The sequence below is a fragment of the Kribbella sp. NPDC049227 genome, assembly GCF_043197265.1.
Taxonomy (GTDB): Bacteria; Actinomycetota; Actinomycetes; order Propionibacteriales; family Kribbellaceae; genus Kribbella.
In genome coordinates this window covers 641,464-657,846 of the sequence record NZ_JBICST010000004.1, presented here as the reverse complement: position 1 = coordinate 657,846, position 16,383 = coordinate 641,464, and the positions used below count along the sequence as shown (strand labels likewise).

15 protein-coding genes are annotated in these 16,383 nt (G+C 69.1%); 3 read left to right on the top strand and 12 right to left on the bottom strand.

Annotated features, from left to right (window positions below; all coding sequences use genetic code 11):
* Positions 1-28: 28 nt before the first annotated feature.
* A complete protein-coding gene (locus ACGFH6_RS20960; protein WP_393386141.1) occupies positions 29-2,914 on the top strand; it encodes a BTAD domain-containing putative transcriptional regulator in 2,886 nt (961 codons plus the stop codon).
* On the opposite strand, the gene ACGFH6_RS20955 is transcribed toward ACGFH6_RS20960, so the two are convergent.
* From ACGFH6_RS20955 to ACGFH6_RS20945, 3 genes are read right to left on the bottom strand one after another with little or no spacing between them, the layout of a single operon-like run.
* Positions 2,868-3,827 carry an ABC transporter substrate-binding protein gene (locus ACGFH6_RS20955; RefSeq protein ID WP_393386138.1) on the bottom strand — a complete coding sequence of 320 codons (960 nt, stop codon included), beginning with the start codon at positions 3,825-3,827 and terminating at the stop codon, positions 2,868-2,870. The two genes, ACGFH6_RS20960 and ACGFH6_RS20955, sit on opposite strands and share 47 nt — an antisense overlap.
* Entirely contained in the window at positions 3,824-5,779 is a 1,956-nt protein-coding gene (locus ACGFH6_RS20950; protein ID WP_393386136.1) for an ABC transporter permease subunit, read from the bottom strand. The genes ACGFH6_RS20955 and ACGFH6_RS20950 overlap by 4 nt, the downstream gene beginning before the upstream one ends.
* Entirely contained in the window at positions 5,779-6,849 is a 1,071-nt protein-coding gene (locus ACGFH6_RS20945; RefSeq protein WP_393386134.1) for a glycine betaine/L-proline ABC transporter ATP-binding protein, read from the bottom strand. Before ACGFH6_RS20945 ends, ACGFH6_RS20950 begins: the two co-directional genes overlap by 1 nt.
* A 158-nt stretch (positions 6,850-7,007) precedes the next feature.
* On the opposite strand from ACGFH6_RS20945, the gene ACGFH6_RS20940 reads away from it, so the two are divergent.
* Positions 7,008-7,664: a hypothetical protein gene (locus ACGFH6_RS20940; protein ID WP_393386131.1), complete on the top strand. Its 657-nt coding sequence runs from the start codon at positions 7,008-7,010 to the stop codon at positions 7,662-7,664.
* A 13-nt stretch (positions 7,665-7,677) separates the two neighbouring features.
* Here the strand turns inward: ACGFH6_RS20940 and ACGFH6_RS20935 are convergent, their stop codons facing one another.
* A complete protein-coding gene (locus tag ACGFH6_RS20935) occupies positions 7,678-8,139 on the bottom strand; it encodes a group II truncated hemoglobin (protein WP_393386129.1) in 462 nt (153 codons plus the stop codon).
* 12 nt (positions 8,140-8,151) lie between these two features.
* Positions 8,152-9,072 (bottom strand): aminoglycoside phosphotransferase family protein, encoded by a 921-nt coding sequence (locus ACGFH6_RS20930; protein ID WP_393386742.1) that lies wholly within the window; start codon positions 9,070-9,072, stop codon positions 8,152-8,154.
* 17 nt (positions 9,073-9,089) lie between these two features.
* On the opposite strand from ACGFH6_RS20930, the gene ACGFH6_RS20925 reads away from it, so the two are divergent.
* Entirely contained in the window at positions 9,090-9,812 is a 723-nt protein-coding gene (locus tag ACGFH6_RS20925; protein WP_393386126.1) for a hypothetical protein, read from the top strand.
* On the opposite strand, the gene ACGFH6_RS20920 is transcribed toward ACGFH6_RS20925, so the two are convergent.
* The 7 genes from ACGFH6_RS20920 to ACGFH6_RS20890 all read right to left on the bottom strand — a co-directional run bounded on the left by ACGFH6_RS20920 (position 9,775) and on the right by ACGFH6_RS20890 (position 16,263).
* Positions 9,775-10,455, bottom strand: coding sequence for a class I SAM-dependent methyltransferase (locus tag ACGFH6_RS20920; RefSeq protein WP_393386124.1), 681 nt, complete (start codon positions 10,453-10,455; stop codon positions 9,775-9,777). The two genes, ACGFH6_RS20925 and ACGFH6_RS20920, sit on opposite strands and share 38 nt — an antisense overlap.
* A 44-nt stretch (positions 10,456-10,499) precedes the next feature.
* Positions 10,500-11,327: a siderophore-interacting protein gene (locus ACGFH6_RS20915; protein WP_393386121.1), complete on the bottom strand. Its 828-nt coding sequence runs from the start codon at positions 11,325-11,327 to the stop codon at positions 10,500-10,502.
* A gap of 419 nt (positions 11,328-11,746) precedes the next feature.
* Positions 11,747-12,001, bottom strand: coding sequence for a type II toxin-antitoxin system Phd/YefM family antitoxin (locus ACGFH6_RS20910; RefSeq protein ID WP_393386119.1), 255 nt, complete (start codon positions 11,999-12,001; stop codon positions 11,747-11,749).
* Between the two features lie 121 nt (positions 12,002-12,122).
* The gene (locus tag ACGFH6_RS20905; RefSeq protein WP_393386116.1) at positions 12,123-13,253 is read right to left on the bottom strand and encodes an endonuclease; all 1,131 of its coding nucleotides are present in this window, start codon (positions 13,251-13,253) and stop codon (positions 12,123-12,125) included.
* A 355-nt stretch (positions 13,254-13,608) separates the two neighbouring features.
* Complete coding sequence (locus tag ACGFH6_RS20900; protein ID WP_393386114.1) at positions 13,609-14,526, bottom strand: ornithine cyclodeaminase family protein; 918 nt, start codon at positions 14,524-14,526, stop codon at positions 13,609-13,611.
* Positions 14,523-15,653, bottom strand: coding sequence for an aminotransferase class I/II-fold pyridoxal phosphate-dependent enzyme (locus ACGFH6_RS20895; protein ID WP_393386111.1), 1,131 nt, complete (start codon positions 15,651-15,653; stop codon positions 14,523-14,525). The genes ACGFH6_RS20900 and ACGFH6_RS20895 overlap by 4 nt, the downstream gene beginning before the upstream one ends.
* A complete protein-coding gene (locus ACGFH6_RS20890; RefSeq protein ID WP_393386109.1) occupies positions 15,637-16,263 on the bottom strand; it encodes a transcriptional regulator in 627 nt (208 codons plus the stop codon). Before ACGFH6_RS20890 ends, ACGFH6_RS20895 begins: the two co-directional genes overlap by 17 nt.
* Positions 16,264-16,383: the final 120 nt, after the last annotated feature.

Genomic DNA, 16,383 nt, shown 5'->3' with positions numbered 1-16,383 from the left:
ACGGGTTCGCTACGGCTACTGTGGCGAGGTGTTCTTCGGGGTACTCGGTCCGCTGGTGGTGCGGACAGACGCCGGTGACCCGGTCACGGTCCCCGACACCAAGGTCCGCACGCTGCTCCTGGACCTCCTGGTGAACCAGGGTCGCCCGGTCAGCGCGGACCGCCTGATCGACGACCTCTGGGGCGACCACCCGCCGCGCAATGCGACCGGCACCCTGCAGGCGAGGATCTCCCAACTCCGTACGGCGCTCGACCGGGCCGAGCCCGGCAGTCGCGGGCTCGTCATCCATGGACCGGCCGGCTACACGCTCGCCGCGGAGGTTGTCGACAGCAACATGTTCGAGGAGTTGGTCGCGGCCGGCCGGATGCGCGAGGCGCTCGCTCTCTGGCACGGCACCGCGTACGCCGACGTCCCGGACCACGAATTCGCCCGGGCTGCTCGGGACCGGCTCGAGGAGATCCGCCTCACCGCGCTCGAGGAGCTGGCCGACCGGGGTGAGGATGTCCTGCCCGAGACGACCGAACTGGTCCGGCGACATCCCCTCCACGAGCGGCTGCGCGCCGTACACCTGCGGGCCCTCTACCGCGCCGGACGGCAGGACGAGGCCTTGCGCTCGTACGCCGAACTTCGGGAGACGCTGGCCGAAGAGCTCGGTGCCGACCCTGGTCCGGAGCTGACGGAGCTCCATCAGGCGATCCTCCGGCACGACCCTGTGCTGCGGAACTCCGCAGCACTGCCGGCGCCGATCAACGACCTCATCGGCCGGGACGAGGCACTCACAGAGGCGCAACACTTGCTGGCGGCCAACCGCCTGCTCACGCTGGTAGGTCCGGGCGGCGTCGGCAAGACCCGTCTGGCGCTGGAACTCGGCCGCCACCACCAGGGCGACGTACGCCTGGTCGAACTCGCATCCCAGCGGCAGGACGACGTACTGGAGGCACTCGCCACTGTGCTGGACATCCGGGACGAGTCGACCGACCTCCTCCCGCGTCTGGTCGACTCACTCAGTACTCGGCAGCTCCTGCTGATCCTCGACAACTGCGAGCATCTGGACCTCGCAGACCTCGTACGACGCTTGCTCGAGGCAGCACCGGGGCTGCGCGTACTGGCGACGAGCCGGGAGCCACTGGGTCTCGCCGGTGAACGGGCGCTCGACGTACCACCGCTGGATCTCGCGGCGGCGATCAAGCTCTTCCAAGCGCGCGCAGGGGTCACCGAGAACGTCGAGTCGATCTGTCAGCGGCTCGACGGGATCCCGCTCGCACTGGAGTTGGCGGCGACCCGGGTACGGGCGCTCGGAGTGCAAGGTCTGGCGGACCGGCTGAGCGACCGCTTCCGCGTCCTGTCAGGTGGTCGCGGCGTACCGGAGCGGCAGCGGACGCTGCGAGCAACGATCGACTGGAGCTGGGACCTGCTGGACGAGGAGGAGCGCATGATGCTCCGCCGGCTGGCCGTGCATGCGGGCACCTTCTCGCTGGAGGCGGCGACCGCGGTCAGCCGCCTGCCGGAGCAGACCGTCCTGAGCCTTGTCGACAAATCACTCGTCGTGGCGGCCGCCGGCCGTTACCGGCTGCTGGAGTCGGTGGCGGACTACAGTCTCGAGCGACTGACTGAAGCCGGTGAGGAAGCGGCGACCCGGCGGCAGCACGCGGAGTACTATCTCTCGCTCGCGCAGAGGGCCGAGCTTCGCGGGCCGGAGCAACAGGCGTGGTTGCGCCGCCTCGACCAGGAGTCCGCCAACTTCCGGGCCGCACTCGATACGGTTCCGGACCTGAAGCTGGTCAACGCCCTCGCGTGGTACTGGTACCTCCGCGGCCGTCTGGGTGAGGCACGCCGGTCGCTCGCCGCAGCCCTCGCCGTTACCGGGCAGGATCCGGCAGACCGTGCGGCTGCCACGGTCTGGTACGTCGGCATGACCGCGACCGATGCCAAGGGCACCAACCTCACCGCGGCGAGTGAGGAGGCGCTGAAGCTCTACCCGGAGGAGGGACTCGGGCAGGCGCGGGCACTGTGGTTTCTGACCACGACACAGTGGGCGTACGGCGACCGGACCCTCCTGCGCGAACGCATCGACCGGGCGATCGCGACCTTCGCACAACGCGGCGAGAGGTGGGGGCTGGCCGCTGCGCTCAGCACCCGGGCGCAGCTGAACATCGTGCACGCCGGTGTGGACGACATGGTGCGCGACAGCCGACGCAGCCTGGAGCTCTTCGACGAGTTGGGCGACGACTGGGGACGGCTGCAGGCGACGTACTCGCTGATCGTGGCCGCAGAGATCAGTGGGGACTACCCGACCGCGGCGAGGTATCTCGACGATGCGATCCGGCGGGCGGAGGATCTCGGCCTGTGGACCGAGGTGTCGTTCCGGACCGCCGGGTTGGGCCGGATCGCGTTGCTCACCGGCGACTACGATCGAGCCGACGAGCTGCACGAGCGGGCCCGGCGGCTGGCGATCGAGCAGTCCAACAAGTCCGCCGAGGAATACGCCGAGGTCGGACTCGGGCTGTCCGCGCGCTGGCAGGGCCGGCTCGAGCAGGCCGAGACACACTTCACCAAGTGGCTCGGGTGGCTCGAGCAGGTCGGCGGCACACCCGGCATCGCGTTCATCCGCGCCCAGCTCGGCTTCGTCGCCGAACAACGCGGGGAGTTCACCAAGGCACAAGGCCTGCACCAGCAGAGCTACGAGGCCGCCGTCCAGGTCGGTGACGAGCGGGCGATCGCCCTGGCTCTCGAGGGTCTGGCGGGCGCGGCCAGGGATCCCGGCCGCGCCCTCGAACTGCTTGACGAGGCCGACGCACTGCGCCGCTCGGTGGGTGTACCGCTCCCACCCGGTGAGCGCTTCGACGTCGACCGGATCAGCCGCCGGGCTACTTCTTGCCCAGCCAGGCGTCGACCTTCGACTGGTTGTCCTTGATCCACTTCTCGGCGGCCGCGTCCGGTGTCATCTTGTCGACGGCGATCATCCGGGCCACGGCGTTCTGGTCCTCGTTGGTCCACTGGAAGTTCTTGACCAGGTCGTACGCCGGGCTGCCCGAGTCGGCGAACTTCTTCGAGACCACCTTGTCCAGGTCGTACGGCGGGTAGTCGCAGGCAACCTTCGCCGGGTCGACGTCGCAGCCGGACTTGTACGGCGGCAGGTCGATCTTCACCAGCTTGAGCTCGTTGAAGAACCACTGCGGCTCGTAGAAGTACGCCAGCAGCGGCTTCTTGTTCTTCTCCGCGTCCCGGAACGCCTGGATCAACGCGGTCTCGCTGCCGCTCTGCACGACCTTGTAGTTCAGCGACAGGTTCTTCACCAGCGCCTCGTCGTTCGTCACGTACGACGGGTCGCCGTCGAGCAGCTGGCCCTTGCCGCCGGACTCCGACGTCTTGAACTGGGCGGCGTACTTGTTCAGGTTCTTCCAGTCGGTGATGTCGGGGTACTTCGCGGCCATCCACGGCGGCACGTACCACCCGATCACGCCCTTGACCCCGGTCGAACCCGTCTCGACCGCGACCTTCTGGTCCTCGATGTACTTCTTCTTCAGGTCCTCGTGGCCCCAGTTCTCCAGCACCGCGTCGACCTCGCCGGTGCCGAAGCCCTGCCAGGAGATCTCCTCCTTGAGGTTCTTCTTCACCACCGTGCAGCCGAGATTCTTGCTGGCCACGTACCCGACCACGGCCGCGTTCGCCTCGTACCCGACCCATGGGTTGACGGCCAGGTTGAACGTGCCGCAGTCCTTCCCACCGCTCGCGACCGGTTCGTCCGCACCGACCTTCTCCCCACCGCATCCGGCGAGCGCGAGTGCCGCGGCCGTCAGGACACCGGCGTACCGGAGCTTCTTCACAGCTTGTCTCCTCTAACTGTTCCGTTGAACTTCTGGGTCCGCGCGGCCGCCTGGGTGATGCGGTCGAGCAGAACCCCGAGCAGCACGATCGCCAGCCCGGCGGCCAGTCCCTTGCCGTACAGCTCACTCTGCGCGAAGCCGGCGGCGACGTCGTACCCGAGGGCACCGGCGCCGACCAGGCCGCCGACCACCACCATCGCGAGCACGTAGATCAGGCCCTGGTTGACCGCCAGTGTGATCGCTCTGCGGGCCACCGGCAGCTGCACCTTGCTGATCACCTGCCAACTGCTGGAGCCGACCGAGTTCGCCGCCTCCACCGTCGCCACCGGCACCGCCTTGATGCCGTCAGCAACGATCTTGGTGGTGACCGGTACGGCGTACACGACGGCGGCCGCGATCGCGGTGAACCGGCTGGTGCCGAAGAGCGCCAGGAACGGCACCAGGTACACGAACGGCGGCATCGTCTGCCCGGCGTCCAGCACCGGCCGGATCCACGTGTCGACCCGATGCTTGCGCCCGGCCCATACTCCGAGCGCAAGCCCGACGACGACGACCACGACGGTCGCGAGCAACGTCGAAGCCAGCGTGATCATGCTGTCGTGCCACACCCCGGTGGCCACCAGCAACCCCGAGCACACCGCCGCCGGCACCGCACCCCGCCAGCCCCCGAGTACGGCGGCCAGCGCCACCACGACCGTGGCCACGAGCCACCACGGCGATCCGGTCAGCAGTGCCTCGAGCGGGTTCAGCAGGCCGTTGGTCACCGCGTCACGGACGCCGTACGTGAAACCGCCGAAGGTGTCCTGCACCCAGTTCGTCACGTCGGTGGCGATCACGGCGATCCGCGAGCCGATGTTCACCGTGTCCGGGAACTCGGCCGCCCACACGTAGGTCCGGGAGAACCAGACCGCGACCAGCACACCGACCGCGCCCGCGCCGAGCAGGACCTTCCGGCGGACGCTCGCCGTACGCCACGGCCGGTCGCCGGCCGCGGTGGTGACGCGGTCGAGGACGATCGCGATGACCACGATCGCCAGGCCCGCGTTGAACGCGACGCCGACGTCGAGCGTCTGCAGGGCCGTCAGCACGGTCTGCCCGAGACCTGGCGCGTCGATCAGCGCGGCGACCGTCACCATCGACAGCGCGGCCATGATCGTCTGGTTGATGCCGACCACAACAGTGCTGCGCGACATCGGCAGGAGCACCTTGGTCAGCGTCTGGCCGCGGGTGGATCCGAGCGAACGGGCCGCCTCGACACTCTCCAGCGGGACCGAACGGATCGCGTGCGCGGTCAGCCGGACGGCCGGCGGTGCGGCGTAGATCACGGTCGCGATGGTGGCGGCGGCCGGCCCGATCGCGAAGAACAGCGTCAGCGGCGCGAGGTACACGAACGTCGGCAGCGTCTGCATCAGGTCGAGCACGAGTGTCGCGACCCGGAACGCACGATTCGACAGACCGGCCCAGATACCGAGCGGGATCGCGATGAGCAAGGACAACAGCACGGCCGCGATGGTCAACGAGAGCGTGTCCATGCTCTCCTGCCACAGACCTTGCAACCCGACGAACCCGAGCCCGGCCGCGGTCAGCAGCGCGACCTTCCAGCTCCCGAACGCCCAAGCCAGGTACGCCGCCACCGCGACCACTCCGAGCCAGCCGATCACCGGGACCGGACGCCCATACGACGGTTGGGCCAGGACGTTCTGGAGCAGTACGACGAAGTGGTCGACCCCGACCCGGATCGCGTCGAAGACGGCGTTGCCCTGGCCGACGTCGTCGCGGTGATCGGTCAGCCAGCGGTGGAACGCGGTCGTCTCCTGCCCACCGAGAACGAGCGTGTCGATCCCGCGGAGCAGGAAGTACGCCGCGACCCACACGACGAGCAGGATCCCGACGATCACGCTGCGGCGCGGCCGTCGTACCTCGAACTCGACCGAGCCGGTGATGGAGGCCATCAGACCGACTTTTTGTGCGGCGGCGCTACGACGGCGAGGATCTCCTCGTCACCGATCACACCGAGCAGCGTGCCGTTCGAGACGACCTTGACCGGGCGGTCCGACTCCAGCACCAGCCGGGTCGCCTCCCGGACCAGCACATCCGGGCCGAGCTCCGGTCCGTCCAGCGGCTCCTCCGGGCGCGGTTCGCGGACGATCCAGCGCAGCGTGAGTACGTCGGCCCGCTGAACGTCCCGCACGAACTCGCGAACGTAGTCGTCGGCCGGAGCACCGACCAGTTCGTCGCCGGTGCCGAACTGCACCGCCGCGCCGTCGCGCATCAGCAGGATCCGGTCACCCAGCTTGAGCGCCTCGGACAGGTCGTGGGTGATGAACACCATCGTCTTGCCGACCTCGCGATGCAGGCGCACGACCTCGGTCTGCATCTCGCGACGGATCAGCGGGTCGAGCGCGGAGAACGGTTCGTCGAAGAGCAGTACGTCGGGGTCGTTGGCGAGCGCACGGGCCAGGCCGACGCGCTGCTGCATGCCGCCGGACAACTGCTCGGGGTAGAGGTTCTCGTTGCCGGCCAGTCCGACCAGGTCGATGACCTCCTGGGCGCGGCGACGCCGGTCCGGCTTGCTCTCGCCGCGGATCTCCAGGCCGTACGAGACGTTGTCGATCACCTTGCGGTGCGGCAGCAGCCCGAAGTGCTGGAACACCATCGAGAACTTGCTCCGGCGCAGGGCGCGCAGCCGCTTCTCGTCGGCCGCGCGGAGGTCCTCGCCCTCGAAGATCAGGCTGCCCGCGGTCGGTTCGATCAAGCGCGTGAGACACCGGACCAGCGTGGACTTGCCCGAACCGGACAGGCCCATCACCACGAACACCTCGCCGGGTGCCACGTCGAAGCTGAGGTCGCGGACGGCCGCCGTACATCCGGTCCGGCTGTACAGCGCGGCGCGGTCGAGCGAGGCGAGCTCCGGCCGGCGGGGGACGCGTTGCGCCTTCGGGCCGAACACCTTCCACAGGCCGTGGATCGACAGCAGCGCGTTGTCGTCCTGCACCCCGGGATACTCGAGCTGAGCGGTCACTGGTTCACCCTCGCATCCCCGCCACGCGGATTCGTCGTGAACCGCGACTGTATCCAACCCACAGTCCCCCGGCGCGGGCGCGGGGGTGTCTGCGACGTCAGTGAACGGCCCCCGGCGTCGGCGAAACTGGTGGCCCCCACGATGCGAGGAGTGGCGCCATGCCTGACGTTCCCGCCGAAACCCAGCCCGCCGGGCCTGCCCCGGCGTCCGTGCGGGCACAGATCCTGTCCACCGAGCACTGGAGTCTGCTGGCGACCCGCAGCCTGGCGTGGAGCGAGAGCTTCAGTCGCGCGAGCTGGTTCGTGACGGTGGTTTCGGCGGCCATGGTCGCGCTTGCCCTGGTCGCGCAGAGCACCGACTTCGGCGTCGGGTTCCGCGTCTTCGCGCTGCTCGTCATCCCGTTGCTGGTGGTCGTCGGCGTGGCCACCGTCATCCGCCTGGTGCAACTCAACGGCGAGGACGTCGAACTGGTGATCGGCATGAACCGGCTGCGGCGGGGCTATCTCGACATCGCGCCCGAACTCGAGGAGTACTTCGTGACCGGGCATCGCGAGGACGTCGCCGGGATCATGCGGACCTACGGCACCCGCCGTACGCGGATCCCGGCGACGCAGTACCTGTCGAGCATCGCGCTGCTCGTCAGCGTCATCGTGGCGGTCCTGGTCGGCGCACTGGCCGGTCTCGTCGGCGACGCGCTCGGCACCGGCCTCGCTGTGTCCGTCGTCATCGGGATCGTCGCAGGCGTCGCTGCGCTCGCGGCCGTCGTCCTGCTCGTCGTCCGTCACGTCCGCCAGACCTGGGGCCGGCGGACCTGACGGATGACGGCACCTACGGCTGGTACGGCGGTGCTTCACCCCAGCCCCAGTGGGGGACGGGCGCCTCGGGAGGTGGGGTGGCGCCGGGCTGGGAGTTGGACAGGGCGATCCTCGTGCCCCACTCGACGTAGGCGACGAAGGCCGAGCGGAACTCCGGGTCGTCGGGGAGCCCGGCCGGGTCGGCGCTCTGCGCGATCAGGGCAGCCCAGCGCGAACGCTGCTCTTCGGTGAGCGCCAGGCCGAGGTGGTGGCCCAGCATCGCCGGGTAGCCGCCGAGCTCGTCGGTGTACCGGCTGTGGCCGCGGAAGACCTCGCCCAGCCAGATCGCCACATGCTCGCGGTGCTGGTCGCTCATGTGCGCGAACACCGGCGCGAGGACCGGGTCGTTCGGCACCTTGTCGTAGAACACCTGGGTCAGGCGCAGCAGCGCCTCATGCCCACCGGCCCACTCGTACAGCGTCGGAGTCGTCGTCATGTAATGATGTAATCACGAGTACAGGGCATCGGCGACTGCGGCCAACTCGGCCTCGATCCGGGTCGCTCCGCCCTCGGTGTCCCACAGCACGTTCTGCAGGATGCGGCCGGCCGTCCAGCCGAGCGCGCGGCCCCGATCGATCCCGGTGACCTCGAGCATCAGGTCGAACCGGTCCCGGATCGCCTGCGGCAGATCGCCGGTCGCGACCAGGTCGTCCCACCGGTTCCACAACACCGGGAAGACCTCGAAGCCGGGATCACCGGCCAGTGGCTTGGGGTCGATCACCAGCCACGGCTGCCGCTGCGCGGCCATCACGTTGTAGTAGTGCAGATCCCAGTGCAGCAGCCGGTCACCGGAGTCCGGCAGCAGTTCGGTCACCTGCGCGGCGAAACGCCGTACCAGCCGCTGCTCGGCCGGATCGGCCAGCCGGGGGATCAGGCCGGGCGCGTCCTCGACCATGACGCCGGCGATGTCCGCGAGGCGCCGGATCCCGGCCGGCGCCTGGACGGCGCTCAGCCGGACCAGAAGCCCGGCCAGGATGCGAGTCGCCTCGACGTGGTCGGGCAGGTCGTCGAGAGTGCGGGGTTCGAGCCGTTCGAGCAGCAGGGTCGACGTCGCCGGGTCGTCCTCGAGCACCTCCACGACGTCGTCGTGGTGCCAGGTGCGCAGGGCCAGCGCCTCGTCCTCGCTCTCGTCGTTGACCGACTGGAGCTTGAGCATCGCCTCGGTGCCGTCCCGCCGGACGACCGGAAGAATCAGCGACGCCTCACCGCTGAGCGGCTCGCCCGTGACGGACAACTGCCACCGGTCGAGGTACGTCGCGGCCGTGCCGGGCAGGCTCTCCAGCCACTCGGCCGACCGCTCGCTGTGGTTCCTGATCAGCTTCGCGGGAATCTCGATCACCCTCGGCACAGTAGGTGGTTCGGTCGGGATGTGCTTGGGTTTTCTCCGTGACCGAGGTGGAACGCAGGCACCGGCGAGTGCAACGTGTGGTGGCAGTGACGTATCTGGGCATCCCGCTGCTGTTGCTGGGGATCGTGGCGTGGATCAGCACGCAGGGACCGGCCTCGACCTGGATCGGTTGTGTCGTGCCGGCCGGGATGCTGGTGCTCGGCTGGGTGCTGTGGCGACGGCATCGGTACATGCCGCGTTGGTGGGCCGGCGTCGGGGGACGGTTCGGCGGGATCGCCGGATTGTTCGCGACGCTCTATCCGCTGGTGCTCGGCGTCTGGTGGCCCGCACTCCTGGCGTTGCCGGCGCTCATCGCCGGACTGGTCGTGGGGCTCGCGCTGGCCCGTGCCGCCGATCGGGCGCTGCTGGTCCCCGTCGTACCTGAACTGGCGGAGACGCCGTACGAACTGGTGTTCCGGTTGCGCGGGATGCCGCTGGCCGCGGTCCTGCTGGGCGCGGACTCGGTGACGATCCAGGGCCACCCGTTCCCGCGATCCGAGGAGCAGTCGCGGTCGTATCCGTTGGCCTCGATCACCGGGACCTTCGAGGTGTCGCTGAGTGGTGCCGAGCGGCTCAAGTTCCCGATCGCGATTCCTCACCCGCCGATCGCGACCGAGGGGCCGGCGATCATCCTGCAGGCCTCCGGCGACGACTGGGTTCTGCCGAGCAATCAGGCGCCGACGCTTATCGAACTCCTGGACCGGCGCAGGTCCATCGCATAGCCAGCGCGAACCCGACGTCGTCGTACTGCGCTCCAGGGAACACGTCGTCGTACACCTCGCGGAACTGGGCGCGGGACAGGTAGCGGTCGCTCGCCAGGTGGTCGAGCCACGGCTTGCTGTGCCAGAACCGGAACTCGAACCACGCGTCCCGCAGCCCGAGCCGGCGGATCTCCCGCGGAAACCCCAGCCAGGCACCGAGCACATACATGTACCGGGGCGGCGTCGGATACGGATCGCACACGTTGTCGACCACCGCGACCGTCCCGCCCGGCCGGACCAGGCTCTTGAGGTGCTCGAGGCCGGCCCGGTAGTCGGGCAGGTGGTGCATCATCGTGTGGCTGTAGACCAGGTCGAAGCCGTCGTCGTCGATCGTGAACACGTCGGCCGTGCGGTACTCGAGGTTCGGCCGGGACCGCGTCCGCCGGGCGAGCTCGATCATCGGCTCGCTCAGGTCGACGCCGACGACGTGGTCGTACTGCCCGGCCAGCCGCTCGGTCGCATGTCCGGAGCCACAGCCCGCGTCCAGCGCACGCTCGCCGTGCAGCCCGAGGCCAAGCACCCACTCGGTGTGCTGGCCGGGCTGCAGGCTGACGAACCGGTCGTACTCGGCCGCGAACCGATCGAACGAGGCAGGGTCATCCATGCTTCGTACGATGCCGCCCGGACCGACCTGGTTCGCTGCCGCCGTCAGGAACCTTCGCGCTCCTTGCGCGCGGTCTCGGCCTTCTCCGCCTGCCAGCCGTCCTCGTTCTTGCCCAGCCGCCAGTAGCCGGACAGCGAGACCCGCTCGCGCGGCAGGCCGCGCTCCTGGAAGAGGTTCTTGCGGATCCGGAAGACGAAGCCGGCCTCGCCGTGCACGAACACCTGGACGTCGCCGGCCGGGAAGTCGAGCGCCTCGACCGCGGCGACCAGCCCGTCGCCACGACCGTCCGAACTGCTCGCGCGGTGGAACCAGGTCACATCGACGTCGCCGGAGCCGTTGAGCTTCTGCTCCTCGGTCTCGTCCCCCACCTCGACCAGGACGGTCGCCCGCGCACCCGGCGGCAACTGCTCGACCGCGGCGCCGATCGCCGGAAGCGCACTCTCGTCGCCGACCAGCAGATGCCAGTCCGCCACCTCGTCCGGCGCGTAGGCGCCGCCCGGACCGTTGAACCACAGGACGTCACCCGGCTTGGCCGAAGCAGCCCACGGCCCGGCGACACCTTCGTCGCCGTGGTAGACGAAGTCGATCGCGAGTTCCTTCGCGTCCTCGTCCCAGCTGCGCACGGTGTAGGTCCGCATCGTCGGCCACTGCTCGCGCGGGTAGGTCTCCCGGACCACACCCATGTCGAGCGGCTCCGGGTACTCGACCCCGGGCTGGCTGAACAGCAGCTTCACGTAGTGGTCGGTGAAGCCGTTGTCGGCGAAGTCCTCGGAGCTGAACACGACCCGGATCATGTGCGGAGTGAGCTGCTCGGTACGGCGAACGGTCGCGCGCTTGCACACGCGGTTGCGACGGGGTGCGGGGCTGGTCACACGACCACGGTCCTCTCGGCGGAAGTTAGGTCTACCTAACTCAGGTTAACCCACCGACGCCACCCGCCGTCCCACGTTCCGGGATGGTGAAGGTCTTGCTGACCCCCGCTGGAACATGTCGCACTGCGGGTGGCGGTTGACGGCACGTGACCGGCCCACTCCAGATGCCGTCCTGCACCGTCCCCGCGGACCGCGGCAGATTCGTCGAGTACCTGACTCCGGGTGGATCGGGCTCCTGTCTGAGGTGTGGGTCGGGTTCGGCCGGGGCTGCGGCGTGCAGATCGACAGGAGGTGTCTCCCCGGAGGATGGTGCAGTTGAGCGCAGATGCGTTCTGTGTACGGTGTCTCACTGGTGCACTACCTGTCGACCTGTACAACGCCTCAGCAGTGGGACGAAGCCGAGGTGTCGAGGTCACAGATCACCGCCGCTGCTCCCCGATCAGGTCGCTGACGGTGCCCTCGGTCTTGCTGGGTATCCGCGCCGGACGCTTCCTCTGGAGCGGCGGCCGCACCTTTCCCTCGGCCACCAGTTGCTGAAGCCTGGTCGGGCCGTCGACCGGCACGATGCGGGCGATCGGCTTGCCGTGGTCCGTGACGGTGATTGTCCGTCCGTCGCGCACCTCCGCGAGATGGCGACTCAGGTCGTCGCGAAGCTCCCGGATCCCAACGTCCATCGGACCTCCTACTGCCACCGTTCCTCCTTCAGTTCGAGCCACATTGTGGGACTCCACCACTGTGGAGCACGCAGGCGGCCGAGGCGAAGGGCAGATCGTGGGGCAGGTAGGCCCAGATCGGTCACGGCCAGATGGAGGTGATCCATTCGGGGTGGTCGATGAACGGGTTCCGGTTGTGTTGGTAGGTGGTGTAGATGACCTCGTTGCGGCGCTTCTCGAAGGCGTCGGGCGGGTCGGCGGCGGCCCAGGCCTTGAGGACGGAGAGCTTGCCGATGTACGGCGCGGAGCCGTTGCCGACGGAGTTGTTCGGCTCGAGGTCGGCGAAGCCGTCGCCGCCGTCGTACCGGACCGCCATGTAGAAGATCATCCGGGCGACATCACCGCGGGCGGCGGGACGCGGGGCGAAGGAGTCGGAGTCCGCGGTGCAGCCGGAGCACTGGGCGACGGCCGAGCCGCCGTTGTCGAAGTCGAGGTTCCCACGTGCCCCGTTCACCGACACGTCCTCGGGCCGCAGGTGGTGGATGTCGGTGCCGGGTCCGGTCGCCGTACCGAAGTCGCCGTGGGACTTGGCCCAGACATGCTCGCGGTTCCAGTCGTCCGGGTCGCCGCCGTTGCTGCTCTTGCTCTGCGACCGGCCGGAGTAGATGTCGATCACGTTGTTGCTGTTCGCCGGGTCCTGGTCGGTGTCCTTGAGCGCATTCCAGACCTGGTCGTAGGTGAGCTTGGTCTGGCTCGAGATGATCGTGTGCAGCGCGGCCTTCAGCGCCGGACCGGACTTGCCCTCCGCGCCGGCGTAGTAGTCACCCGGATCCGGCCCCGGATCGTCCGACCCGCCGCCGCCGAACGCGGTGGCGTTCTTCAGGCCCGGGTGCGAGAAGTAGGCCGACAGCGTCCCGGTGACGGTGATCTTCTGACCCATCCGCCCGGGGTTGCTCTGCAGTCCGTACGACGCCCTGAACGCGGAGGGGATCTGGACGTACACCATCGCCGACGTACTGGTCTGCGAGGCCGAGTCCGCCAGCGCCAGCGCGAAGTCGTTCGGGAAGTTGCTCCGGACAACGGTGCTGGTCGCGGTCGGCTGACCGACCACGTACCCCTCGACCGTCGCGGTGGATCCGTCCTGCCGGCCGATCGCCGTACTGACGGAGATCGTCGCGGTGGTCGCCGCCGTCGACGGCGTGATGCCGAAGCCGAGCAGGGCGAGCACAACGGAGACGACCAGGGCGGGACGAAGTGCGCGTGGAATGGGCACGGCAACTCCCAGGGGCGGTTGGGGTCCGGTCGCCCTCAGTCTGCCCACCGGATCGGGTCACCGAACGTCCGGCGGTGAAACCGTAGATGAATTGAGTCGGTGGGGCGGTGAGCATGTGAGTGACGCTCAACCGCCCCACCTGGGTGTATGGGCCCCCATCAGGCCGCGACGAGCCGCCGCGGGCCGCTCTGCCCATCCACCAGTGAGGCGCTACTGGCGGGCAGCACCTCACCGCACAGGAGGAGGGCACAGCCCCAGACGAGCGGCCCTCCTGCGGTGGCGTGGTGCGGACGCCGTTTACGGACCGTACTCAGTCGAGCACGCGTTGTCCATGCCTCAGCGCGGTCGTCTCACCCTACTGACGGGAAACTGACCCGGCAGTCACCTTGGCCAGTACGGCGCTCGCCACCGCGGCGTCGGCCGCACCGATCCCGGTCAGATCGGCCACCGACCGGCGGCTCCGGTCCACGCCGTCCCGCAGTACGGCGCCGACCGCCAGGTCGATGTCGTTGCCCACGACACCGGCCCGTACGGCGTTCCCGAAGTCACCGTGGTCGAGGCACTGCTCGTGGTCGTCGGTGGCGATGAGCGCCCCCGCGAACACCTCGACCGGCAACTCACCCTTCCCTGGCATGTCGGTCCCGATCCCGGTCACGTGCATCGCGGACCGGAACGCCTCGGCCGGCAACGGCTCCCGGGCAGCGGTCGTCGCGATCACGCACGCCGCGCCATCCAAGGCGTCCGGCCGCGCGTCCAGGCCGTCCTCGGCGAAGGCCGCGCAGAGCGCATCGACAGCCTCGGGGCGACGTCCCCACACCTTGACCCGGCGCAGCGACCGCAACTCGCACAACCACCGCACCTGCATCCGGGCCTGCTCGCCGGTTCCGAGGACGGCGACCTCGTCCACGTCGGCTGGTGTCATCGCGTCGGTGATCAGCGCTCCGGCGGCCGCCGTACGCCACGCGGTCAGCAGGCCTTCGTCGGCGAGCACCGCGGCGGGAGCGCCGTTCGTTGCGTCGACGAGGAGCATCAGCCCGTTGTTGACCGAGGCGAACGTGCTGGCGATCTTCACCACGAAGTATGGCGACCCGTCGACGTACCCGGCCTTCACATGGCAGTCGCCGGCGTGCTCCGGGAAGTCCAGCACCATCGGCGCCGGGACCGACGTACGACCCTCGGCGTGGGCGATCAACGCATCGCGAACCGCGCCGAAGACAAGGTCCGGTGTGGCGACTCTCGTGATCTCGGCCAGACCGATCACAGGCAACGTCATCCGCGCTTCTCCAACCAGTCGCCCCACACGGCCAAGGCCTCACCGGGATCACTCCGCCCGATGCCGACCCGGAAGCGGTCGGTCGGGGTCTCGGTCAGCGCCGAGCTGTAGATGCTCGACGGCAGCAGCAGTACGCCGGCCTGTTCGACGAGGTCGGTGCACATGGCCTCGACGCCGTCCGCACCGAGGTAGCGCGGGAAACAGACACAGCCGCCGTCCGGCGCGGCGAACTCGAACAGCTCGGGATAACGGGCGAAGAACTCGGTAAACACCGGCAGGTTCTCCGCGACGATGCCGCGGTTGCGGCCGAGTACTTGCTCGCGGGCCCGCAGTGCGATCAGTGCGAGCACCTCGCTCGGTGCGGAGTTGCAGATCGTGGTGTAGTGCTTGGCGCGCTCGAGCTTGTCCAGCACGGCCCGATCCCGGCAGGCGATCCAGCCGATCCGCAGGCCGGGCAGCCCGTACGCCTTGGACATCACGTTCAGCGAGAGCGCCGTACCGGACAGATCTGTTGCTTGTGGCAATGATGGCGCGGACAGTTCCAGCCCGCGGTACACCTCGTCGCTGAACAGAGTGATCTCACGCTCGGCGCACAGCCGCACCAATCGGTACCAGCTGTCGAGGGACGGGACCGCCCCGGTCGGATTGTTCGGGAAGTTCACCGACACCAGCCGGGTGTTCGGCCGGAGTGCGCGCTCGATCGCGTCGACGTCGAGCGCCCAGCCGTCCTCGGGCCGCAGCGCGACACCGCTGACCTCGCACACCGACAGCGGGACGGTCTCGGCCGCCTGGTAGTTCGGGGTCAGGACGACCGCATGATCCGTGGGCTCGAGCAACGCTCGCATCGCCAGGTAGAGCGCCTCCTCGGCCCCGGCGAAGCACAGTACGTCGTCCGCCTCGGCGTACTCGTACGTCGCGGCGATCTCCTCCCGGAGCGCGGGCAGTCCGCGCGTCTCGGTGTAGCCGAGGGCCAGCGACTCCCACCGCTCCCGGCCGTCGTCGTCGGCCAGCGCGAGCAACTCGGCCAGCGACAACGTCTGCGCGTCCGAGGCCGTCAGGTGGTAGCGAGCACTGAACTCCCACTGCGCGAAGTAGGTCTCCAACCGGAAGTCAGGCAGGGTCGGCATCGGCGGGTTCCTTCCGGGCCTCGGCGAGCAGTTGATAGAGCGCGGAACGGGAGATCCCCAGTGCACGAGCAACGGCCGGAACCGATCGCCGCTGACTCAGCACGCCGGCGGCGTCCAGCTGACCGAGCAACTCGTGCCTGTCCGCGCGGCTCAATCGGTCGACCGGCGCGCCGCGCTCGCGGACGTACGCACCGACGATCTCGTTGAGCGTCTCGGACCAGTCGTGCTCGAACAGCACCCGCGGCTGGCCGGCCACCGGCGCCGCGAAGGCCGCCAGCAGCCGGCTCGCGTCCTCGAAGGCCGTCCGGTCGACGTTGACGCACAGGACGTACGCCGGTTTGCCGTCGTCGTCGCGAATCACGGCACTGACGCTCGACAGCCGGCGGCCGTCGGGCAGCGTCTTCGGGTACGGGCCGTAGACGCCTTCGCCGGTCGCGGTCAGCTCGGCCAGCTCACCGAGCAGCGAGGGTTCGCCGGGCTCGCGGCCGGACAGCGGGTTCCAGATGCCGGCGACCTGGTCGGTCACGGCGTCGTGCAGCACGACCTCCGCGTGCGGCGACAGCAGCCGCGCCAGAGCGTCACCGATCGGTGCGAGTTGATCCGGCTTCACGTGTGGACAATAGGTCCACCATGGACAGTCTGTCTAGCCGGCGGCCGACTGCTGTGCGGTCATGACCTCGATGGTGCCGGGGCTGGCGTGGTTGCGCCATGTCGCAGGGACGGCAGTGAT

Bases quoted from the DNA above. Each gene is read 5' to 3' on its own strand.
- ACGFH6_RS20920 (WP_393386124.1), bottom strand. From the start codon at position 10,455: ATGGATGACCCTGCCTCGTTCGATCGGTTCGCGGCCGAGTACGACCGG.
- ACGFH6_RS20935 (WP_393386129.1), bottom strand. From the start codon at position 8,139: ATGACGACGACTCCGACGCTGTACGAGTGGGCCGGTGGGCATGAGGCG.
- ACGFH6_RS20940 (WP_393386131.1), top strand. From the start codon at position 7,008: ATGCCTGACGTTCCCGCCGAAACCCAGCCCGCCGGGCCTGCCCCGGCG.
- ACGFH6_RS20910 (WP_393386119.1), bottom strand. From the start codon at position 12,001: ATGGACGTTGGGATCCGGGAGCTTCGCGACGACCTGAGTCGCCATCTC.
- ACGFH6_RS20900 (WP_393386114.1), bottom strand. From the start codon at position 14,526: ATGACGTTGCCTGTGATCGGTCTGGCCGAGATCACGAGAGTCGCCACA.
- ACGFH6_RS20895 (WP_393386111.1), bottom strand. From the start codon at position 15,653: ATGCCGACCCTGCCTGACTTCCGGTTGGAGACCTACTTCGCGCAGTGG.
- ACGFH6_RS20950 (WP_393386136.1), bottom strand. From the start codon at position 5,779: ATGGCCTCCATCACCGGCTCGGTCGAGTTCGAGGTACGACGGCCGCGC.